Here is a 22,305-nt window from a genome sequence, read left to right on the forward strand (position 1 = left end):
AACGCTTGGAGTGATCCTACCGACAGGGTACGGGCATGTTAGTTTTCGCCGCCAAAAAGACGTTGCAGTAAACTCTTTTTCTTCTTTTCCTCTGTCCGGCGTTGATCAATAACCTTTTTCACATCATCGGCAGAGAAAGCGCCGTACAGCCCGGCATCAGCCAACAGCGGTCTGACCTGTTGTCCTGCATGTGCCTCAATCATAAAGTCACGCCAGATGCGCGCAGGGATACTGCCGCCTGTCACCCCCTTCATCGGGGAACCGTCGTCATTACCCAGCCACACCGTTGCGGTAATGTCGCTGGTGAAGCCGGTGAAAACAGCATCCCGGCTATCCTGACTGGTGCCGGATTTGCCCGCTGCCGGGCGATCCAGTTTGGCATTTTTGCCCGAACCATATTCAATCACACTTGTCAGCATGTGTGACATGTCTTTGACAACAGGGTAGGCAAGGACCGGTATGGGGCGTTCTGCAGTGCGTCTGTATAACACCTCCCCAGACAGGGTGGTGACCTCAAGGATGCCGTACCCGCGCGCAGAAAACCCACCGTTGGCAATACTTGCATAGGCACCGGAAAGTTCCAGCATGGTGACCTCTTCCGTACCAAGGGGCAGACTTGCCAGCGGGTCAACGCGGCTTGTGATGCCCAGTCTTTTGGCCATTGCGGCAACGCTTTCCCGTCCTGCTTCTTCGGAAATTTGAACGGCGATCGTGTTAATCGACCGTGCAAAGGCGTCTTCGGCTGTCATGCGACCACTGAACCGGCCCGTGTAGTTTTTCGGGGACCAGCCATCAATGGTGATTTTACGGTCGACATAGGTGTCGTCCGGCTTGACGCCTTTTTCCAAAGCCGCAAGATAGGAAAACAGTTTAAAGGCTGATCCGGGCTGCCGTTTTGCCTGCGTGGTTCTGTTATACTGACTGCGCAGATAATTCCGCCCGCCAACCATGGCCCGGATGGCGCCGTCATGATCCAGTGCAAGGATGGCCCCTTGCTGGATATTTCGCGTCTCCCCCTCGGTGGCCAGGCCGCGTTCAAGTGCAAGGGCTGCAGCGCGCTGGATACCGGGATCAAGCGTTGTGTAGACAACAAGGGATTGCCGCATGGCGCCGGGGGTCAGGCGGTCTAATTGCTGCAAAACCCAGTCCGTGAAGTAGCGCACATTGTTGCCGACTTTGTCGACCTGAATGGTTGGCGGCTGGTTTTTCAGTTTAGCTGCTGCTTCCGGTGTCAGGGCGCCATTTTCTGCCATGGCACCAAGGACAATTTTGGCGCGCTTCCAGGCTCCTTCGGGGTTAATATGCGGGGCGAGCCGGGAAGGCGACTGAACCAGTCCTGCAATCATCGCACTTTCACTGATCGACAGGTCTTTGGCGCTGTGGCCAAAATATTTCTGGGCGGCAGCATCAATACCGTACGCCCCACCGCCAAAATAGACCCGGTTCAGATAAAGACTGAGGATTTGTTCCTTGGTGAATTTCTGTTCAAGCCAGAAGGCCAGCAACAGTTCCTGTGCTTTGCGGGTAACGTTTCGTTTGTTTGACAGAAACAGGTTTTTGGCCAATTGCTGGGTAATGGTGCTGCCGCCAGCCCGCACGCCGCCAGCGCGAACATTGGTCACCAGTGCCCTTGCCAATCCTTTGATATCAAAGCCGGGGTGTTCGAAAAAATATCGATCCTCCACAGATACAAAAGCACGAACAAGGGCGTCTGGCGTTTCTTCAAAACTGATCCAGTCCCCGTAAATGGGGCCGCTACGCACCAGGGTGCTGCCGTTCGCTGCTTTGACGATGACGGCATTGTCGTTCACGCCCGGTGCTGCCAGGTTTTCAAGATCAGGCAGGTCGTGCGCAAGGTAGCCAAGGCCAATCAGCCCCAGCATAAAGCCCCAGACACCGACAATCATCAGGCCGTAGACGGCTTTTCTCCACAGAGGTTTTTGGGCCTTAATAGCTGTTTTTCTTGGTTTTCTGCGGGATCCATTCGAGCCGTGATTCTGGCGGCCCCGATCCTTGATAGGAAGTTTTTGATTCTTTTTTCCTGCCACCTGATCGTCCCGTCAGTCAATATCACAACAAAACCTGTGCGTCCGGTGATGTCCCCGGCAGGTACCTGTCTTTTTTTGCGGCTCTCAACTGATAGAGCTGCGATTGTTGTCCGCAACCATGTTCGCCGCACATAGTCGTTCGTGTCTATCAGTATAGACCCAAATATGGCAATGGTGTGTTTGCGATCAGGGAAAAATTTCGCGATTTCCGTACCGGTTTTTTATAATAACCGAACGTTCGGTATTTATTAATATCATGGAATATGTTTTACTCTTTCCATGCCAAGAAAACCTCAATATCGGCGCAGCGAACTGCTTAGCACCTTGTCACAGGCCTTCCGGTTGGATGGTTTTGATGGTGTGTCATTGAATAGTTTGTCGGCGCAAACCGGGCTTTCCAAAGCATCGCTGTATCATCATTTTCCGAACGGTAAGCTTGATATGGCGCTATCCGTGCTGGCGGATGAAGGCAGACTGTTCCAAAAAGCTGTTTTGGCGCCGCTACAACGTCCAGGTGGTGGGGGCGCGTCTGTGCGGCATATGTTCGACGGGGTGCGTGCTTACTATCGGGGTGATGTGCCGGTCTGCATGATGAATTTATTCATTCACTCCTCTATTGCCTCGGTTGTTGGTCCGCAGATCCAGGCCACGGTTAAACGGTGGGAAGAGCTACTGGCTGAAAGGCTGTATGATATTGGAATAGCTGAGGAAAAGTCGCGACGCCTGGCGACTGTGACAGTTTGCGACATACAGGGGGCCTTGATTTTATCGCGTGTTTTTGGCCAGCGAGAGCCGCTGGAACAGGCGATTAAAACAAGCCTTGAACGATTGAGTCTTGGATAAAGCTTGATATTTTTGGTATGACGCCCCACATAAGCGACACGTTATTCAGAGGAAAAAAGTCATGTTTATAGAAACCGAAGGTACTCCCAATCCGAATACACTGAAATTTCTGCCTGGGAAAACACTGATAGAATCGGGAACAGCGAATTATCAGGACCGGGATTCTGTAGCGGGCTCTCCTCTTGCTGAGGCTCTGTTTGCTGAGAAGGGCGTCGAAGGCGTGTTTATTGGCACCGATTTTGTAACTGTTACGAAATCCGGCGAGGATGACTGGGAAGATTTAAAGCCGGGCATCCTTGGTGCCTTGATGCAGTTTTTTGCGTCTGGCGCACCTGCTGTTGAGGCAGGAGCGGGTGCAAGTGAGAGCATGGACACGGCGGACGAAGATCTGGAAATTGTGGAACAGATTAAGACACTACTTGAAGAAAAGGTCCGACCTGCGGTTGCCCAGGATGGTGGTGATATTGTGTTCCACGGGTTTAAAGAAGGTGTCGTGTATCTACAAATGCAGGGTGCGTGCGCGGGGTGTCCAAGTTCGACCATGACATTGAAGCATGGTATTGAAAATCTGCTGAAATATTATGTGCCGGAAGTTGTCGATGTCCGGGCGGTAGAATAGGTTATTCCGCGTACTGTGAGCATCATGCGGCACTGGATACATTGACCGTATCGGTGCCGTTTGTGTTTATAGACGTCTCACTGTTGGCTGTGCCCTTAATCAAGGGCGCCGCCGGTCACCAGAAAATACTGACCAAGCCAGTACCAGCGGCCATTTTTACCAGGCAGTGTGCAATTGATTCTGCTGCGGCCCGCAGGGAAGGGCTTTTCGAAACGAACCTCAATCCGGTTGCCGCCGTTCAACGAGACTATGTCGGCGCGTTTGCCTAAATGACTTGGATAGCAAGCAAGGTTCTTAAGCCCTTCTACCGGCACATCTACAGTGAATCCAAACAGCGGTGGGTTCGTCGTTTCCGTCAGCACGGGATTTGCGGGTGTGATATCGCTTACCGGCAAGGCCTGTGAGTTGGCAATCAGCCGCAAGCGGTCCATATCGCCGTATCGTTCATTGATTGGAAAGCGCGGCAGGGCAAAGGTCTGAGACGAGAAGGAGGCGACACTGGAAAATTGAGCAAAAGCGCCTTCAAATCCCATGTCTGCTACAAGGCTGGCGATGTCCTGGCTATATTCTCCATAAGGATAGGCAAACAAGGTCGGGACACGGCCAATCTCTGCCTGAAACCTGTCGCTTGCTGCTTTGATATCGATTGCTGCCTTGTTGGTTCCGGCATGAACCATATGCAAATGGTCTTTGCCGTGATGTTCTATCTGCACGCCCTCATTTTGAAGGGTGCGTATATCGTCCCAGGATAAATAGTTTGGATGGCCTGCATCCACGGCACCAGTGGAGACAAAAAGAGTAACCGGAATACCCGCCTCTTTCAAAATGGGCCAACCGTGCGTTTGAAAGGACTTATAGGCATCATCAACTGTGATAGCGATTGTATGACTGGGTAAGTCTTCATGGTTTTTTAGCCGCCTGACAATCTCGCGCAGGGGCAAAAACTGATACTTGTCTTTTTTCAATTCGGCAATGTGGTTACGGAACTGATCCAACTGGATATTTGTGGACGGATAGTCATTTTCACCGAACCGGTGATACATTAAGATGACTGCAGAGGGGTCTGCGGACAAGGGTTTTGATGCACCCATCAGGGATGCACAAAATAACAGGCCCATAATAACCAGTGTCCGAAGGCTGGAAAAATGTCTTTCTGTCTGCATTACGTCTAATACCCTTGCATGCTAGTTTGTAATCACCGATATTGCCGGCAGTATCACCATAAAAGTGCCGGAAATATGGACGTGTCCCGGTATAACCATGTTTGTGTGAGAGGAGCAAGCAGGATGCACACCCCCCTGAGCCAGAACGCCCTAGATCAATTGTTTACATCTGCGCGTACGATCAATGTCTGGTCAGACCGGGAGGTCACAGAAAGTCAGATTAAGCACTTGTATGATTTGACAAAAATGGGCCCAACAAGTGCTAATTGTTCGCCCGCGCGGTTTATTTTTGTGCGCTCTGCCGACATGAAGCAGAAGTTAAGCGCAGTGATGATGCCGGGGAATGATGAAAAGGTGCTGGCGGCACCTGTGACGGTGGTGATTGGAATGAACCGGTCTTTTGCCGACCATTTGCCAGACCTTTTCCCGCATAATCCGGAGGCATCTTCCTGGTTTGCTGACCCGGAAGTTGCGGCAACAACTGCCTTTCGGAATAGCTCCCTGCAGGGGGCGTATTTGATGTTGGCGGCGCGTTCCTTGGGTCTTGATTGCGGGCCGATGTCCGGCTTTGACCAGAACGGGGTTGATGATCTGTTTTTCAAGGACAGCAACGTTGTGACGAACTTCATCTGTTCAATTGGCTACGGCACAAGCGAGGGAATTTTCCCGCGTAGTCCGCGCCTGCCGTTCGGCACGGCCTGCGACATTCTGTAGGGTCTCTAGTATGCTTGTACTGTCGATTGATACGTGTGAAGGCTTTTGTTCTGCAGCTGTTGTGGATGTCTGTGATGAGACGGGGATACGAGCCTTAGCCTCAAAGTCAGAGAACCTTGGGCGCGGCCATGCGGAACGGTTACTGCCGATGATCGAGGAGCTACTGCAGGCAGCAGATAAAAAATATGAAAATCTGGACCGTATAGCCGTGGTTGCCGGGCCGGGAACCTTTACGGGGCTGCGTATTGGGTTATCGGTCGCGCGCGGTTTGGCGCTTGCGCTTTCGGTTCCCGCCGTTGGGGTGTCGTCCCTGCAGGCGCTGGCTGCCAGTGCGAAAATGTCTGGGACTGTTCATGCGATCCTTAAGGGCCGCGGTGGACAGGTCTTTGCACAGTCTTTTACCTGCGCTGAAAAGGATGCTTTCGGTACGGCATGCACAGTACCCCTGTCGTTAGGGAAGCCAGTGAACGAAGATTTATCCCGTGTGATTGATGATACAGTCCCTCAGGGAGGACACTGGATCGGTAGCGGACTTGTGGGTGCAGGCGATCTGGGTGCTGGTATTAACCCAGAACAAATAAGTGACGTGAAAGCTGTTTGCCCGATTGCACTTGCCTGCGTTGGGGCATCCTTGAACCCGGGGGAAAATCCAGCAGAACCAAGCTACCTGCGGGAAGCGGATGCCGTGCGCGGCAAGGCGGTTTTTGAGATTGCGGAAAGCCGATAGTCATGACGACATCCAGGATGGCATATCGTCTGGAACCCCTTGATCCTGCCAATCCTTATTTAATGGAAATTGCTGCGTCCTTGCACGCAGATGCTTTCATCCATGTACCGGACAGTGTCTGGACAAGGGATGCATTTACGAAATTGATGCTTGGGGGCGGTACAATCGGTTGGCTTGCATTGCAGGATAATGACCCTCTGGGCATATTGTTGGTGCGAACGGTTCTTGACGAAGCGGAGATATTAACCATTGGGGTTGCGCGTTCAGCTCAAAAGAAAGGTGTTGCCTCATATCTGATGCATGAAGGATTGAAGGTGCTGCGCTCTCTTGGCATTCAGCAGGTTTTTCTGGAAGTGCGTCGGTCCAATCTCGCGGCACAGGCACTGTATAGGTCAATACACTTTGAAGAAATATCAACACGGCCCAATTATTACCAAAATAGTGATGGAAGTAGCGAAGACGCGCTGATATTCAGGCTTAATTATTGTTAAATAAAATTTTGTTCAACTTGAACATAAATTTTCTTCTCTATTTGCTATTTACTTGGGGTGTTATCCATATTAACTGTATTTTCGTTACATTATACGGCAGTCTCTGGCTTGGCGATTTTCGAGTACTGCAAGTAGAAGGTAGGATGCATGCAACTTACCGGCGTGATGGTACGGTCAGTTTGGTTGCTTGGTTTGGTATGGGGAAGTAATGAGGCTGTGGTATTTCGCGGTTAATTTTTCACGTTAAATAATACAACTACTGACAGGTGGGGGGCTGTATCAGTGGTGTGATGTCTGGGTTTTCCTCTGCGCTAATAAGAGGTGGATCATAACTCATATGAGTTTCTGCTGGTGTGATAATAGCAGGTTTGTCTGGAGAAATGCAGATCTCTTAAAGACGAAAGCGTAGGGAAGTAAAAGGTGTGGTTATGGATAAGATAACATTGGACAAGAAAGAATTGCTCTCGTTGACTACTGAAATAGTGTCGTCCCATGTTGCCCACAATGATGTTCAGGTAGGGGAACTACCAGCCCTTATAGAACAGGTTTTCACAACGCTTGATACCCTTGGTCACGCAGGCCAGTCTGCCCTGACCAGTCAGCAACCTGCTGTGCCGATTAAGGATTCTATTCATCCCGGTTTTATTGTCTGTCTTGAAGACGGCAAAAAACTGAAAATGCTGAAAAGGCATTTGATGGCGCATTATAATCTGACCCCCGAGCAATACCGTGAAAAATGGGGCCTGCCAGCCGACTATCCAATGGTGGCACCTGATTATGCAATTCAGCGCCGCGCGCTGGCGAAAAAAATCGGTTTGGGCCGCGCCAAAAAATAACTTTTTAATTCTTACAATTTTTCTCCTTAATAACTGTCCTTGTTTCCTTGCGCCGGGGCGGCAAGGCGTGTAATTGTCTTGGATATACATTCAGCAAAACAGTTTATGGTGGGAGCAGCGGAAGAAATGCCTGACACGCAGTCTAATATTGAAGCCCTTTGTCTTGAAAAAGGTATGCGGATGACCGAACAGCGTCGGGTTATTGCGCAGATTCTGGATGAGGCGGACGACCACCCGGATGTTGAAGAAGTATATCGTCGGTCAACAGAGGTTGACCAGGGCATCAGTATTGCCACTGTCTACCGTACGGTCCGCCTGTTTGAAGAGGCAGGTATTCTGGAGCGTCATGATTTCCGTGATGGTAGATCCCGGTATGAGCCTGTGTCTGACGAGCACCATGATCACCTGATTAACGTTGAAACGGGCGAGGTTCTGGAGTTTCATAATTCTGCAATAGAAAAGCTTCAGGAACAGATTGCCCAGGAACTGGGTTTCAAGCTCGTTGATCACAGAATGGAGCTTTACGGCGTTCCTCTGGACAACAAAAAGAAAGATTGATTCGCGGTCTTGTTGCACCTTTCTGTGACAGGCGGTTCAGTCGGGCAGGAGATGGAAAGTGACCCTAGACACCCCCCAACTTGATCTGGAAGGCAAGGATGCTGGTCTGTCACAGCAGGTCGGGGGCGGTGGTAAAGCGTCTGACACTTCCGCCCCGGAGTATGGCGGGCTGAAGTCATCGCTTGGCGGGGACGGCTGGACAAAGCTCGGTATGATCCGGGTCGCTGCAATCGCACTTTTTACGCTGCCCATGGTTTTTTCCCAGGTTGTTGTCCTGAAGGTAGCACCAAAAAAATGGTGGCCGCTTGTCGGCTTTTGGCACCGGTCAATTTGCCGGATTATCGGTGTTGATATCCGGGAATACGGCGAAAGAAAACAGGAAGGCCCTGTTCTTTTTGTCGCGAATCATCTGTCCTGGCTTGATATTGTTATCCTTGGTGGCCGTCTGAAAGGCGCCAGTTTTGTCGCGAAATCAGAGGTAGCCTCCTGGGGCGCGCTGGGCGCCCTGTCAAAGCTTCATAAAACCGTTTTTGTGAATCGGGAGCGGCGCACAGACAGCGCCAAACAGCGGGACGCACTGGTCGACCGTATCCGTGAAGGTGACAGTCTTATATTGTTTCCTGAAGGCAGTAACACAGACGGCATGCGCATAGCGCCTTTCAAATCTGCGCTTTTTTCAGTTGCCGAGCGGGCGAATGAGGCCTCTGACCATAAATTGCAGGTGCAGCCTGTCACTCTTGCCTTTACTGAGCTGAATGGTATTCCGCTTGTACGGGCGCAGAAATCCGGTGTTTCCTGGTTAGGGGATGTGGAATTAATGGCGCATCTGAGGCATGTGCTTGGTCACGGCAGGATTGTTGCTACGGTTGAATATCATGCTCCGATTTCCGCAGATGAGCTTGGGTGCCGCAAGGCAATGGCAAGCCACTGTGAAACAACGGTCCGTGCGGGGCTCGAACGGGCCTTGCGCCACGATATGACATTCGGACCCAGAAAACCATTCATTGCCATTGAGGAATAATGCTTCCTTCACACGGTCCGATAGTCGGATTTCGGCGCTTTAATGCTTGTCTGGCTTGACTCTGGCACGGTCAGTGATAGTTTCCGGCAACTTTATTGGATGCAGGTACCTTGGGTGCCTTTAGTCCGCAGGATCACAACGGGAGTTGGCCGTGAGTAAGAAGCTCTTTATCAAAACATATGGTTGTCAGATGAATGTCTATGATTCCAACCGGATGGCAGACGTGCTGAAACCTCACGGGTATGAAACAACAGACGAGGCAGAGGGTGCTGATCTGGTGATCCTGAACACGTGCCATATCCGGGAAAAGGCAGCTGAGAAAGTCTATTCCGAAATTGGTCGGCTGCGCCAGCAGAAGGATGCCCGCCCTGATGGCGGCAAAGATATGTATATTGCCGTAGCGGGCTGTGTTGCGCAGGCCGAAGGGGCCGAGATGATGCGTCGCGCCCCTGTTGTTGATATGGTTTTGGGGCCGCAAACCTACCACCGTTTGCCGGACATGCTGAAATCCGCCAGCGAAATGCGCGCCAAAACAGGCAAGTCGCGGGTCATGGATACTGATTTCCCGGCAGAAGCCAAATTTGATCACCTGCCTAAAGAATCCGACTTTAAAAGCAAAGCGGCGTTTCTGACCGTGCAGGAAGGGTGCGATAAATTCTGTGCCTTCTGTGTGGTGCCGTACACACGCGGTGCTGAATATTCACGACCGGTTGCTGATGTGCTTGCCGAGGCAAAGAACATGGCGGCCAAGGGTGTTGTTGAGGTCACCCTGCTTGGGCAGAATGTTAATGCCTATCACGGTGATAATGGTGCTGGCGGTACCACCAGCCTGGGCGAGCTGATCCGCCGGGTGGCTGATATCGACGGTATTGAGCGTATTCGGTATGTAACATCGCACCCACGCGATATGGATGAAGATCTGATTCTTGCGCACCGCGATGTTGAAAAATGTATGCCGTATCTGCATTTGCCAGTGCAAAGTGGGTCTGACGCTATTCTGGAGGCAATGAACCGCAAGCATACGCGGGACGAATATTTCCGCATTATCGACCGTCTGCGCGAGGTGCGTCCTGATCTGGCCTTGTCCTCTGACTTTATTGTCGGGTTTCCCGGTGAAACAGATGAAGATTTCGAACAGACAATGGATCTGGTGCGCCGTGTAAATTATGCACAGGCTTACAGCTTTAAATACTCACCGCGGCCCGGCACCCCTGCATCCCTGCACGAAACACAGGTAGAAGAAGCAGTAAAGTCCGAACGTCTTGCTGCACTGCAGGCCCTGTTGAATGAACAGCAAGTGGCTTTCAATCAGTCATTTATTGGTAAAACAATGGATGTACTGCTGGAGCGTACAGGAAAACAGGATGGTCAGTTGATTGGGCGCAGTGCCTATCTGCAGGCTGTTCATGTTGACCTGACAAAAGCAGAGAAGACGCTTGCCGAAAACGGCAAATCCACATACAGTGATTATATGGGCAAGCTTGTGCGTGTCCAGATTGCTGAAGGCGGGCCAAACAGCCTTCGAGGAGAGCTGATTTAACGCCTGATACCGTGTAGTTAAAAGGATTTCAGACCACTTGACTATGTATGCCAAGGCCAGAGCGACCCAGGATGAAAAATCATCCGGTCGCAGCACACCTTCCTCCACCCAGCCCATTGTGGTTGAGTTTGCAGATAACCGTCTTGCCGCCACTGTTTTTGGACAGCATGACAAAAATCTTGCCAGAATAGAACAGCGCCTTGGTGTTGTGCTTATCAATCGTGGTAACCGCATCGCGATTGAGGGTGCTCACGACCGTGCTGTTATGGCACAGAGAGTCCTGGAAGATCTGTATGATCAGGCGACACGTCGACCTGATCTGGATATTGGCGATGTGGACGGTGCGCTGAATATGGTTGATGTCCTCGACACACCGGCTGAACCGAGCCCTATCGTGGCACGCGGCAACGATGCACGGCCGACTAAAGTGGCGGACCTGAAAATCACAACCCGTAACCGGATTATTATGCCGCGGTCACCGGGGCAGGCCGATTATGTACGAAAACTGTTTCAGACTGAAATGGTGTTTGGTGTTGGCCCTGCGGGTACCGGTAAAACCTACCTTGCTGTTGCAATGGCTGTGTCGCGGATGCTTGCCGGTGAAGTTGACCGGATTATCCTGTCCCGACCGGCGGTTGAAGCTGGTGAAAACCTTGGCTTCTTGCCGGGGGATTTGAAGGAGAAGGTCGACCCTTACTTGCGGCCGCTGTATGATGCGCTGTATGATATGATGCCAGCCGAGCAGGTGGAAAAACGCCTGGCCAGCAATCAGATTGAAATCGCGCCCTTGGCTTATATGCGGGGACGGACACTGGCGAATGCCTTTGTAATTTTGGACGAGGCGCAAAATACGACCCCCATGCAGATGAAGATGTTTTTGACCCGTTTTGGGGAAAACAGTCGTATGGTTATCTGTGGTGACCCAAGTCAGGTTGACCTGCCGCGAGGCACGCGGTCGGGCCTTGTACATGCACTGGATATCCTGCGACCGGTAAAATCAATTGCTGTGACTAGATTTACAGGGGAAGATGTCGTAAGACACCCACTGGTGGCAGAAATTGTTGATGCCTACGGCGAAGATGACGGAAGATGACGGCCCCGACGATTGCGGCGCAAGCCATGAATGACAGTGATGATGATGACCCCCACCCGTTGCGGTATGGGGATGTTCAAATAGATATTTCAATCCGTTCTGCTGCATGGGACAGGACTGGTCTGTGCCATTCTCTAATTGAAAAAACGGTGCCGGCGGTCTTTGGTGCCATCGGCATCAAGTCCGATATACCGGGCGAGATTTCTTTTTCTTTCGTGGATGACGATGAAATCCAGCAGCTAAACGCTGAATATCGGGATAAAAACAAACCGACCAATGTCTTGTCTTTTCCTGGGTGTGACCCGGATATGCTCAATGACTATACGGCGCTTGCCAAGCGTGGCGGCCCACCGGTTATGTTTGGTGATATTATCATAACGTACGGTGTTGTGGCTGAAGAAGCGATGGCGCAAAACAAAAAATTCGTTCATCATTTGCACCATCTTTTGGTTCACGGTCTTTTACACCTTCTGGGGTATGACCATATTGAAGAAGATGAAGCCGAGGAGATGGAAGCGCTGGAAAAACGTATCCTGCAGTCTTTCGGCATTTCAGACCCTTATGCTGTGGTGGAGGCAGCTGTATGAGTACAGAGATCGAATCAGTACAGGACAGCGAGTCGCTGTGGAATCGGTTTATCAACCTGTTTAAAAGTTCGCCTGAGATCTCCCTGCGTGAAAGTCTGGAAGAAGCGATCGAAGAACATGAAGAAGAAACCAACTCTCAGGTTCTTGGTGATGGCGAACGGGTAATGCTGTTCAACATTCTTGAATATGGTGCCCTGCGCGTAAGCGATATTATGGTGCCGCGTGCTGATATTGTCGCCGTCAGCCTTGAGACAGAATTTGGTGATCTGATTAAACTTTTCTCTGGTGCAGGCCATAGCCGTATTCCGGTGTACCGTGATTCGCTTGATGATGTTATGGGGATGGTGCACGTCAAAGACGCCCTGAAAATCATCGCGGATGAAGGGGATGTGACGAGTTTTCGTGTATCCCAGATATCCCGTCCGGTTCTGTTTGTATCCCCTGCCATGAAGGTTATGGATTTGCTGGCGAAGATGCGCGCAAGTCGAACGCACATGGCAATTGTGGTGGATGAATATGGTGGTACTGACGGCCTTTTGACCATCGAAGACCTGGTTGAAGAGATCGTGGGTGATATTGAAGACGAGCACGATCAGGAGGAAGAGCCGGATTTTGTGACGCTTGGTAACGGCAAGTATGATGCCGACGCACGCCTTGAAATTGTTGAACTGGAGGAGGCGCTTGGCGTCGCCATTTCCAGTGACGAAGACGAATATTTCGATACGCTGGGCGGATTGGTATTTAGTCTCGCGGGCCATGTACCGGAAATTGGCGAAATGATTGATCACGAATCCGGATACCGGTTTGAAATTATTGATGCCGACCCGCGCCGTATTCGAAAGGTGCGAATTCACGCGCCCCATCAGGAATAGCGTGTGACGGATCAGGTAGGCAGACACCCGGACACTCAGTCACCAACCGGCATCATGGAAGCCATGGTTGATTTTTTTGCACGCAAAACGGTGGGGCTTTATTTCCTTAGTTTTCTGATGGGCGTGTTCCTGTCTCGGACCTTCTCGCCTTATAATTTTTTCCCTGCGGTTTTTCTGGTTTTTCCTGTCTGGATACTGTTGATCGACCGTCTAAAGTCAACGGCGCAGGCGTATGTTGTTGGTTGGTGGGGCGGCTTTGGCCTGTTCGCAACCGGACTTACCTGGGTTGGGTATAGCTTCACACAGCAAGATGCCGTGCCGGTTATGCTGGCACCGCTGGCTATATTATGTCTTGCCGGCGTGTTGTCTATATATACAGGGCTGCTTTTTGCCCTGTGTTGGCGGCTATGGCCCCGATCGGGTTGGCGTATCCTGTTGTTTGCTGTCCTGTGGACGTTGTTTGAAATGGCGCGCGGTACACTTTTTACCGGGTTTCCGTGGCATGTGGTTGGCTCCCTGTGGGCGGACTGGTCCCTGATGGCACAGGCAGCCTATATAGGAAGTGTATATGGTCTTAGCTTTGTGACGGTTCTGGCAGCAGGCTGTCTTATCTATGCCTTTCGGTCAGATATGGCGCTTAAAGACCGGCTAACCTTGTCGCTGTTTGCGGCGGCGCTACTTAGTGTGCAGTTCACATACGGCTATGTGCGCCTTGGGGCGGCGTCGGTCGATTTCCATAATAATGTGCTGATCAAGGTGGTACAGGCAAATGTGAAGCAACGTGAAAAATGGATTTCCTATCTGATTGAAGACCATTTTGACAAGCATCTGCAATTGTCGCGGGGCAATAGTGAAGAGGGTATCGCAGAGGGCGCCAAACTTCTTATTTGGCCTGAAACCTCTGTCCAGCGCGAAAACTTTGACCGGGAAGGGTCTGTTGTCCGTTGGCGGGTATCACAAGTACTGGAGGCAGGATCATACGCCCTGGTCGGCGCACCGCGGTATGAAGTTCAGAATGGCAATCTGACCTATTATAATAGTTTGTTCGCGGTAAATAGTAATGCCAACTTATACGCTCGGTACGACAAAACACACCTTGTTCCATTTGGCGAATACTTGCCCTTTGCTTCACTGTTGGAAAAACTGGGCATAGCACAGATGGTCGGTGGGGCTCCCTTTGCTGGTGGTCCCGGCCCGCAGACGATAAAACTGCCCGGCGTTCCATCCTTCTCGCCCCTGATTTGTTACGAGGCGATTTTCCCCGGGGCTGTGACCGACCCGTCTAATCGGCCAGAATGGTTGTTGAATATTTCCAATGATGGATGGTTTGGCCTGACTGAAGGCCCGTATCAACATCTGGCTTTGTCGCGGTTTCGGGCAATTGAAGAAGGGCTGCCGCTACTGCGCAGTACCAGCACTGGCATCAGTGCCATGGTTGATCCATACGGCAGGACACTGTCCAAGCTTGGTCTGAATACTACCGGCACAATGAATGTTAACCTGCCAAAAGCGTTGGAAGCTCCTTTGGTGCCTACGGCATCAAAAATTCTGATTCTGGCGGGTTTCTTAATATTTCTTTTGATTATTCTCTTTATAATAGAAAAAAGAAAAACAAACTAAATAAATAGTAAGTAATTCTGAGCGATTACATGGAAAAACAAATAAATATTGTGCTGACTCTAAATTAATCGTATTGCTCATGGTTAATTCTATAATAAAGATAGAATACATCTACCTGTAGTGTTGTTAGTAGAGGGGTGACATGCCAGATCCAATTGATGTTCATGTGGGGTCCAGAGTCAGGCTAAGGCGGACATTGTTGGGCCTTACCCAGGATGGTCTGGGTCAGGCATTGGGATTAACGTTCCAGCAAATTCAGAAATATGAACGTGGTACAAACCGTATTGGGGCCAGCCGTTTGGTTGAAATTGCCAATGTCCTGGGGGTAGAGCCTGCGTATTTCTTCGATGAAATGCCTGAGGAAATAGAAGGATACGGCAAAAAGGGCATGGCTGATGAAGCAACCCCTTTTGAGGCTGAGAGCGGATATTCAAAACGGGAAACCATTGAACTGGTGCGTGTGTTTGAGAAAATCACTGACCCTTCTGTCCGTGCCCGCCTTATGGATTTGGTTCTTGCGATCGGTGACGCAGAACAGGAAGAAGTCAACCGGTCTTCCGGTGCTGACGATTAAGTCTTCAGGAAGCGCCTGTTTCACAGGCCATATCACGACGTCATCAGAAGGTGATATCTAGCGCTGGACCCCTGCGTTTCAATAGGCTATAGGGGCACTATGAGCAAAGATACACCAGACACATCATCCTTTAAAAAGCCGGAACAACGTTTTTTCGGGCGCCGTAAAAGTCATGCCCTGTCAGACCGCAAACAAAGTCTGATGGATGATCTTCTGCCGTCTATTTCTGTGAACCTGCCGGAAGGAGACGCGGCATTTGATCCTGTTTCATTGTTTCCGGCCGCCAAGAAAATCTGGCTGGAGATTGGGTTTGGCAAAGGCGAGCATATGGCCTGGCAGGCAGAGCGTAATCCCGATGTTGGCTTTATTGGCTGTGAACCATATATCAACGGCACTGTTGGTCTGCTGAGTAAAATTGACGAGGAAGGTATCGATAATATCCGTGTTTATGCGGATGATGCCCGACATGTTATCTGGAAGCTGCCGGATGCCAGTGTTGACCGGGTGTTTCTGTTGCATCCCGACCCCTGGCGGAAAAGACGCCATGCCAGACGTCGTTTTGTAAATAAGCATAATCTTGACGATCTGGCGAGAATCATTCGCCCGGGCGGAGAGCTGCGGGTAGGGACAGATCACGCAGGTTACCGCGAATGGACCGCGATCCAGATGTCGCACCGGGATGATTTTGTCTGGCAGGCAGAAAGACCATCCGATTGGCGGATTCGCCCGGATGATTGGTGTGAGACGCGCTATGAGGCGAAATCCCTGCGCGAAGGCCGTCCGGCAGTCTATTTTCGCTATAAACGGGTCTAGAATATCCGTTTTCACGCTGTAAAAGCAGCTAAAGCTGGTAGACGGCTGAATTCGGGGTTGCTCCCAGCTCCACTTAAGAGTATATAGGGCTCACTTCTCCTTGAGTACCTAATCTATTCGAGGTGGGCGGTTGCCCACTTTTTTGTGTTGGCTCAGGTGTATTGAGCTTGGGAGAACAAAGAAAGGACTGCTCTTTTGAGTGATGCTGATTATGGTGTTGCGGGACTGATTGAGCCCACTGTCGAGTCGCTTGGCTTCGAGCTAATTCGCGTGACCTATGGTGGTGGCCGCAAGCCTACGCTTCAGATTATGGCGGAACGTCCGGACGGTACCATGAGCGTTGACGACTGTGCGCGGTTGTCGCGTGAGGTGTCTGCGCTTCTTGATGTTGAGGACCCGCTACCCGGCGAATATCTGCTGGAGGTTAGTTCCCCTGGAATTGACCGCCCTCTGACCAGACGTAAGGACTTTGAGCGCTGGCTCGGGTTTGATGCCAAGGTAGAGATGAAAACCCAGATTGCGGACCGGCGCCGGTTTCGGGGTATTCTGAAATCACTTGAGGGAAATGATCTTACGCTTGCACTGGAAGACGGCGATGTAATCTTGCCGTTTGACGATGTCCAAAAAGCAAAATTGTTGCTGACGGATGAATTGATGCAGGCAGTGGAGAATAAGCGTTCAGAGAGTGAGTAGTCAGGAACGCGAACTGATATATTGACCTTGTTGAGCCCGGGAGGTTCAACTGACGATGGAGTAAAGATGATGGCTACAGCTGTCAGTGCAAACAGGCTGGAACTCTTGCAAATTGCGGATGCGGTTGCGCGTGAGAAGTCGATTGACAAAGACATTGTTATCGAAGCAATGGAAGAGGCTATTCAAAAGGCAGCGCGGTCACGCTACGGTGCTGAAAATGAAATTCGTGCCCAGATTGACAAAACTAACGGCGATATTCGTTTGTTCCGGGTTTTGGAAGTTGTGGAAGAGGTGGAAGAGCCAGCGGTTCAGATCAGCCTCGTGGAAGCACGTCTTGACAAGCCTGATGCAGCGGTTGGTGATTACCTTGCCTCGTCTCTGCCTCCAATGGATTTTGGTCGTATCGCGGCACAAACAGCCAAACAGGTTATCGTACAAAAGGTTCGCGATGCAGAGCGTCAGCGCCAGTATGATGACTATAAGGACCGCGTGAACGAAACTGTGACAGGTGTCGTAAAGCGTGTTGAATACGGCAATGTGATTGTTGACCTTGGTAAGGCCGAGGCAATTATGCGCCGCGATCAGGTTATTCCGCGCGAACATATCCGCCAGAATGAGCGTATTCGCGGTATCATCTACGATGTGCGCCGTGAAAACCGTGGCCCGCAGATTTTCATGTCTCGCACCAAGCCTGATTTTATGGCTGCTCTGTTCTCGCAAGAAGTGCCAGAAATTTATGACGGCATCATCCAGATTAAGTCTGTGGCGCGTGATCCTGGTAGCCGTGCGAAGATTGCGGTTGTGTCAAACGATGCATCCATTGATCCGGTCGGCGCCTGTGTTGGTATGCGTGGTTCCCGCGTTCAGGCAGTTGTGAACGAACTGCAGGGCGAGAAGATTGATATTATTCCGTGGTCTGAAGATGTGGCAACCTTCATTGTGAATGCCCTGCAGCCTGCGGATGTATCCAAGGTGGTTCTTGATGAAGAGCGTTCCCGCGTAGAGGTTGTTGTGCCTGATGATCAACTGTCTCTGGCAATTGGTCGCCGTGGTCAGAATGTGCGTCTTGCATCCCAGCTGACGGGCTGGACTATCGACATTATGACCGAGGCAGAAGAGTCTGAGCGTCGCCAGGAAGAGTTCATGGCCCAAAGTCAGCGCTTCATGGATGCCCTTGATGTGGATGATACACTTGCGCATCTTCTTGTAGCAGAAGGCTTTACCGAGCTTGAAGAAATTGCCTATGTCGAAGCTGAAGAGCTTCTGGCTGTTGAAGGCTTTGATGATGGTCTCGTGGAAGAACTGCAGCGCCGTGCAACAGATGTACTGGAAGCAGAAGCCCGTGCCGCTGACGAGAAGCGTATCGAGCTTGGCGTTTCTGACGATCTTGCAGATATGGAAGGTTTGACGCCGTCTATGCTGGTTGCGCTGGGTGAAGCGGACATTAAAACGCTTGAAGATTTCTCTTACTGTGCAGCGGATGAACTGACCAGCAAGGAAGACGGTATCCTGAAAGATTTCGGTCTTGAAGAGCAGGAAGCAAGTGACATGATCATGTCTGGTCGAGTGGCGCTGGGCTGGATTTCTGCAGAAGAAGCGTTTGGTAGCGGTGAAGACGCCGAGACAGAAGCCGCACCCGAAGAAGGTGAGGCCTTGGCTGCTACTGAAGCAGCTGCAGAGGAAAGCGTCAGCCCAGAGGCTTGATAATGGTGGCAGCGTTGGGACGTGAAAAGCAGACAGAAAGACGCTGCATCCTGACGCGGGAAACCCTGCCGAAGGAAAGGATGGTGCGTTTCGTCCTTTCCCCGGATGACCAGTTGGTCCCGGATGTGGCAGAAAAATTACCGGGACGGGGCCTGTGGATACAGGCTGACCGTGACCTGATAGAAAAGGCCCTTGAAAAAGGGGCGCTTTTCAGTGCAGCCAGCAGGGCTTTGAAGCAAAAAGTCTCTGCCCAGCAAGTTGGAGACGACATGCTGGATGTGCTTGAAAAGCTTCTGCGCAAAAGAGTGATGGACCGTTTGGGTCTGGAACAGCGCGCAGGCAATGTGATGACCGGCTTTGATAAAATCAAGGCCGACCTTGGCAAGTCCGGCGCCAAAAAGCCGGTCCTTCTTCTGCATGCCAGTGATGGCAGCGAGGATGGTGAAAGAAAAATGCGGTCTACCATTGGCCTGGAGGTTCGAATATGCAGAATCTTCAACCGTGATGACCTTAGCTGCGCCCTTGGCAAGGACAATGTGGTCCATGCTATAGTGTATAAAAGTGGCGGAGCGGACGTGTTGTTGGCTGATTTGGGCCGACTGGAAGGAATAGGCAGAAATACTGCCGATGAAGACTGACCATCCCCCGACAGGACGGATGGGTGCGGTGTAAAGGAACGAAGACGACTATGACCGATGACAAGAAACTGACGCTTTCCGGACGCGCTACTTTGGGCGTCAACAAAGGTTCGGACTCTGGTAAAGCTCGGCCGAGCTACAGCCAAGGCCGTACCAAAGCGGTAGTGGTCGAAAAAAAGAAGAAGCGTATTCTGAAGAAAGGTTCTGCAGCTGATACAGCGGCGGCACCAGCCAGCACGCCTGCCAAGCCACAGTCTTATCAGCCGAAAAAGGCTGCTGAAGAAGGTCCGGGCACCCTGTCGCAAAAAGAACTGGAAATCCGGGCAAAGGTTCTCGAAGAAGCGAAGAAACGCGCGGAAGAAGAAGCCTTGCAGCGGAAGGCTGACGAAGAGCGTCGTGCCAAGGAAGAAGCTGAGCGCAAGAAAAAAGAAGCGGCCGAGAAAGCTGCTTATGATGCTGATGCTGAAGCCCGTAAGGCCGCAGAGTCCGCAGCTAAGGAAAAGGCTGCAAAAACTGCTGCGAAGAAAGCTGAAGAAGAAGCTACTAAAAAAGCTGAACAGGACCGTGCTGAAAAAGATCGCCAGGAAGCTGAAGCGAAACGCAAGGCTGAGTTGGAAGCCCGTGCGGTTCAGCTTCGTAAAGCAAATGAAGCGCGTAAAGCTGCTGATCCGGCGGCTACTGAAGATCGTCCTGCGGCTAAGAAAGGCAAGAAGGCCAAGGATAAGAAGCCAGGCCAGGCAGAAGTACGTCGCCCAGCGCGTGGCGCCGGTGATGATCGCCGCAAGGGTGGTCGCTTAAGCGTCAATCGCGCCTTTGATGATGGTGATGGTCGTCAGCGTAGTCTTGCAGCCTTTAAACGTGCGCAGGCGAAACAAAAACGTCAGGCAATGGGGCCTGTTGATACGCAGCCAAAGCAGGCACGTGAAGTAGTACTGCCAGAAGCAATTACCGTTCAGGAACTTGCGAGCCGGATGGCAGAAAAAGCAACGTCTGTTATCAAGACATTGATGGGGATGGGCGTTATGGCCACCATCAACCAGTCTCTGGATCAGGATACTGCTGAACTGGTTGTTGAAGAATACGGTCACACAGTTAAGCGTGTCTCCGAATCAGATGTGGAAATCGGTCTGTTTGGTGAAGAAGATGCGCCGGAGACACTTCAGGCACGGGCACCGATCATTACGGTTATGGGCCACGTTGACCACGGTAAAACGTCGCTTCTGGATGCTTTGCGGAAAGCAAATGTAGTGTCCGGCGAAGCAGGCGGTATCACCCAGCATATCGGCGCGTATCAGGTTGAGGTTGAAGGCGGCCAGAAGTTGACCTTCCTTGATACACCTGGTCACGCGGCCTTTACGCAAATGCGTGCCCGCGGTGCCAGTGTGACAGATATTGTGGTTCTTGTGGTTGCTGCAGATGACGGCGTGATGCCGCAAACGATTGAGGCGATCAACCACGCCAAGGCTGCGGATGTGCCAATGATTGTGGCCATCAACAAGATTGACCGGGAAGGTTCGAACCCTGATCGTGTGCGTCAGGAGCTGTTGCAGCACTCTGTTGTTGTGGAAAGCTATTCTGGTGATGTGCAGGAAGTAGAGGTTTCTGCCCTGAAAGGTATCGGTCTTGATGCCTTGAAAGAGCAGATTCATCTGCAGGCTGAACTGCTGGAGTTGAAAGCAAACCCTGACCGCCCTGCAGAAGGTGTGGTTGTGGAAGCAAAACTGGACAAGGGCCGTGGTCCTGTAGCAACAGTACTGGTTCAGCGCGGGACACTGCGTGTTGGTGATATCTTTGTTGCTGGTGCTGAATGGGGCCGTGTGCGTGCGCTGGTTAATGACCGCGGCGAGCAGGTACAGGAAGCTGGACCAAGTCAGCCGGTAGAGGTTCTGGGCCTGAATGGCACGCCAGGTGCCGGGGATGAATTTGCAGTTGTTGAAAACGAATCCAGAGCGCGTGAAGTTACTGACTACCGTCAGGGCGAGAAGCTCAAGAAGCGTCAGGCAGCAGGTGCAGCACCTAAAACACTCGAATCCATGTTCAGCCATATCAAGGAAAATCAGGCTACACAGTTTGATGTTGTCCTTAAAGCAGACGTGCAGGGTTCTGTGGAGGCAATTACCCAGGCGCTTGAAAAAGCGGGTAACGATGACATTGAATGTCGGGTTATTCACGGTGCTGTTGGTGGTATTACCGAGACAGATATTGCCCTTGCGGCGGCTTCTGGTGCCCTGATCGTTGGCTTTAACGTACGGCCAAATAAGCAGGCTCGTGACGCGGCAGAAACCGAAGGTGTTCCGATTAAATATTACTCCATCATCTATGAACTGATTGATGATGTGAAGGCGGCAATGGCTGGTCAGCTTGGCCCAGAATATGAAGAAAATGTTATTGGTCAGGCCGAGATTAAAGATGTCTTTACCGCTGGCAAGATCGGCAAGGCAGCTGGTTGTCAGGTGCTTGAAGGCTCGATCCGCAATGACTGTAAAGCGCGTATTCTGCGTGATAGTGTCATTATCTACGAAGGGCAGATTGATAACCTGCGCCGATTCAAGGATGATGTGAACGAGGTTAAATCCGGTCAGGAATGTGGTTTGACCTTTGAAAACTATCATGACTTCCGTACAGGTGATGTCGTTGAAGTTTATCAGCTGAAAGAAGTTCAGCGTACCCTCTAGGTGGGGCGCTGATCTTTCTGAATGATCTGGAAAGACAATGAGCAAGTCAGACCATGAATCCTCAGGCGGGCCATCGCTCCGCCTGTTACGGGTTGGCGAAAATATTCGTCACGCCATTTCTACAGTTTTGTCACGTGGTATGGTCCATGATGAAGCACTGGAAGGTGTTTCCGTCACGGTGTCAGAGGTCAGGGTCAGCCCTGACCTGAGGAACGCCACCGTGTTTATCATGCCTCTTGGGGGCGACCCTAAACTGGTTGTAACGAAGGCGCTGAATACAAATTCAGCCTTTATCCGCGGTCAGATGAGCAAGATGGTTCATATGAAATATATGCCTAAGTTGCGGTTCAAACTGGATGACAGTTTTGATGAGGCAACGCATATTGACCAGATATTGCGGGACCCGAAAGTTGTGCGCGATACAAAGGTTGTGCCTGCTGATTCCGACGATTCCACAGAATAAGTAGTACTTGCGC

Annotated in this window: 22 protein-coding genes; 20 read left to right on the top strand and 2 right to left on the bottom strand. The window is 51.2% G+C overall.

Annotation, left to right across the window (positions count from 1 at the left end; translation table 11 throughout):
• Positions 1-38 precede the first annotated feature (38 nt).
• On the bottom strand, positions 39-2,048 hold the full coding sequence (locus tag IE181_RS04055; protein WP_191250262.1) for a transglycosylase domain-containing protein: 2,010 nt from the start codon (positions 2,046-2,048) through the stop codon (positions 39-41).
• Between the two features lie 279 nt (positions 2,049-2,327).
• Here IE181_RS04055 and IE181_RS04060 point away from each other — a divergent pair, with 279 nt between their 5' ends.
• Together IE181_RS04060 and IE181_RS04065 are read left to right on the top strand one after the other, a co-directional pair.
• The gene (locus tag IE181_RS04060) at positions 2,328-2,891 is read left to right on the top strand and encodes a TetR/AcrR family transcriptional regulator (RefSeq protein ID WP_191250263.1); all 564 of its coding nucleotides are present in this window, start codon (positions 2,328-2,330) and stop codon (positions 2,889-2,891) included.
• A 61-nt stretch (positions 2,892-2,952) separates the two neighbouring features.
• Positions 2,953-3,510 (top strand): NifU family protein, encoded by a 558-nt coding sequence (locus tag IE181_RS04065; protein ID WP_191250264.1) that lies wholly within the window; start codon positions 2,953-2,955, stop codon positions 3,508-3,510.
• A 95-nt stretch (positions 3,511-3,605) separates the two neighbouring features.
• Here the strand turns inward: IE181_RS04065 and IE181_RS04070 are convergent, their stop codons facing one another.
• On the bottom strand, positions 3,606-4,673 hold the full coding sequence (locus IE181_RS04070) for a polysaccharide deacetylase family protein (protein WP_191250265.1): 1,068 nt from the start codon (positions 4,671-4,673) through the stop codon (positions 3,606-3,608).
• A gap of 123 nt (positions 4,674-4,796) precedes the next feature.
• Here IE181_RS04070 and IE181_RS04075 point away from each other — a divergent pair, with 123 nt between their 5' ends.
• The 18 genes from IE181_RS04075 to rbfA all read left to right on the top strand — a co-directional run bounded on the left by IE181_RS04075 (position 4,797) and on the right by rbfA (position 22,292).
• Positions 4,797-5,387: a malonic semialdehyde reductase gene (locus IE181_RS04075; protein ID WP_191250266.1), complete on the top strand. Its 591-nt coding sequence runs from the start codon at positions 4,797-4,799 to the stop codon at positions 5,385-5,387.
• A gap of 10 nt (positions 5,388-5,397) precedes the next feature.
• On the top strand, positions 5,398-6,114 hold the full coding sequence (tsaB, locus tag IE181_RS04080; protein ID WP_191250267.1) for a tRNA (adenosine(37)-N6)-threonylcarbamoyltransferase complex dimerization subunit type 1 TsaB: 717 nt from the start codon (positions 5,398-5,400) through the stop codon (positions 6,112-6,114).
• Between the two features lie 2 nt (positions 6,115-6,116).
• Positions 6,117-6,605, top strand: coding sequence for a ribosomal protein S18-alanine N-acetyltransferase (gene rimI / locus IE181_RS04085; RefSeq protein WP_191250268.1), 489 nt, complete (start codon positions 6,117-6,119; stop codon positions 6,603-6,605).
• Between the two features lie 428 nt (positions 6,606-7,033).
• Entirely contained in the window at positions 7,034-7,441 is a 408-nt protein-coding gene (locus IE181_RS04090) for a Ros/MucR family transcriptional regulator (protein ID WP_191250269.1), read from the top strand.
• A gap of 105 nt (positions 7,442-7,546) precedes the next feature.
• Positions 7,547-7,999, top strand: a complete 453-nt coding sequence (locus IE181_RS04095; protein WP_229819134.1) for a Fur family transcriptional regulator — start codon at positions 7,547-7,549, stop codon at positions 7,997-7,999.
• Between the two features lie 58 nt (positions 8,000-8,057).
• A complete protein-coding gene (locus IE181_RS04100) occupies positions 8,058-9,020 on the top strand; it encodes a lysophospholipid acyltransferase family protein (protein ID WP_191250270.1) in 963 nt (320 codons plus the stop codon).
• A 151-nt stretch (positions 9,021-9,171) separates the two neighbouring features.
• Positions 9,172-10,560 (top strand): tRNA (N6-isopentenyl adenosine(37)-C2)-methylthiotransferase MiaB, encoded by a 1,389-nt coding sequence (miaB, locus tag IE181_RS04105; protein WP_191250271.1) that lies wholly within the window; start codon positions 9,172-9,174, stop codon positions 10,558-10,560.
• A 43-nt stretch (positions 10,561-10,603) separates the two neighbouring features.
• Positions 10,604-11,653: a PhoH family protein gene (locus IE181_RS04110; RefSeq protein WP_191251546.1), complete on the top strand. Its 1,050-nt coding sequence runs from the start codon at positions 10,604-10,606 to the stop codon at positions 11,651-11,653.
• Complete coding sequence (ybeY, locus tag IE181_RS04115; protein WP_191250272.1) at positions 11,650-12,240, top strand: rRNA maturation RNase YbeY; 591 nt, start codon at positions 11,650-11,652, stop codon at positions 12,238-12,240. The genes IE181_RS04110 and ybeY overlap by 4 nt, the downstream gene beginning before the upstream one ends.
• Positions 12,237-13,112, top strand: coding sequence for a hemolysin family protein (locus IE181_RS04120; RefSeq protein WP_191250273.1), 876 nt, complete (start codon positions 12,237-12,239; stop codon positions 13,110-13,112). Before ybeY ends, IE181_RS04120 begins: the two co-directional genes overlap by 4 nt.
• 3 nt (positions 13,113-13,115) lie before the next feature.
• Positions 13,116-14,732, top strand: a complete 1,617-nt coding sequence (gene lnt, locus IE181_RS04125) for an apolipoprotein N-acyltransferase (protein WP_191250274.1) — start codon at positions 13,116-13,118, stop codon at positions 14,730-14,732.
• 142 nt (positions 14,733-14,874) lie between these two features.
• Entirely contained in the window at positions 14,875-15,306 is a 432-nt protein-coding gene (locus IE181_RS04130; protein WP_191250275.1) for a helix-turn-helix domain-containing protein, read from the top strand.
• 99 nt (positions 15,307-15,405) lie between these two features.
• A complete protein-coding gene (trmB, locus tag IE181_RS04135) occupies positions 15,406-16,119 on the top strand; it encodes a tRNA (guanine(46)-N(7))-methyltransferase TrmB (RefSeq protein WP_191250276.1) in 714 nt (237 codons plus the stop codon).
• Positions 16,120-16,314: 195 nt separating this feature from the next.
• Positions 16,315-16,812, top strand: a complete 498-nt coding sequence (rimP, locus tag IE181_RS04140) for a ribosome maturation factor RimP (protein WP_191250277.1) — start codon at positions 16,315-16,317, stop codon at positions 16,810-16,812.
• 66 nt (positions 16,813-16,878) lie between these two features.
• Positions 16,879-18,516 carry a transcription termination factor NusA gene (nusA, locus tag IE181_RS04145; protein WP_191250278.1) on the top strand — a complete coding sequence of 546 codons (1,638 nt, stop codon included), beginning with the start codon at positions 16,879-16,881 and terminating at the stop codon, positions 18,514-18,516.
• Between the two features lie 2 nt (positions 18,517-18,518).
• Entirely contained in the window at positions 18,519-19,154 is a 636-nt protein-coding gene (locus IE181_RS04150; RefSeq protein ID WP_191250279.1) for an RNA-binding protein, read from the top strand.
• A gap of 50 nt (positions 19,155-19,204) precedes the next feature.
• Positions 19,205-21,829, top strand: coding sequence for a translation initiation factor IF-2 (gene infB, locus IE181_RS04155; protein WP_191250280.1), 2,625 nt, complete (start codon positions 19,205-19,207; stop codon positions 21,827-21,829).
• A gap of 37 nt (positions 21,830-21,866) precedes the next feature.
• A complete protein-coding gene (rbfA, locus tag IE181_RS04160) occupies positions 21,867-22,292 on the top strand; it encodes a 30S ribosome-binding factor RbfA (RefSeq protein WP_191250281.1) in 426 nt (141 codons plus the stop codon).
• Positions 22,293-22,305: the final 13 nt, after the last annotated feature.

It is taken from the genome of Kordiimonas sediminis (assembly GCF_014656395.1).
In the GTDB taxonomy this organism is placed as follows: domain Bacteria; phylum Pseudomonadota; class Alphaproteobacteria; order Sphingomonadales; family Kordiimonadaceae; genus Kordiimonas_A; species Kordiimonas_A sediminis.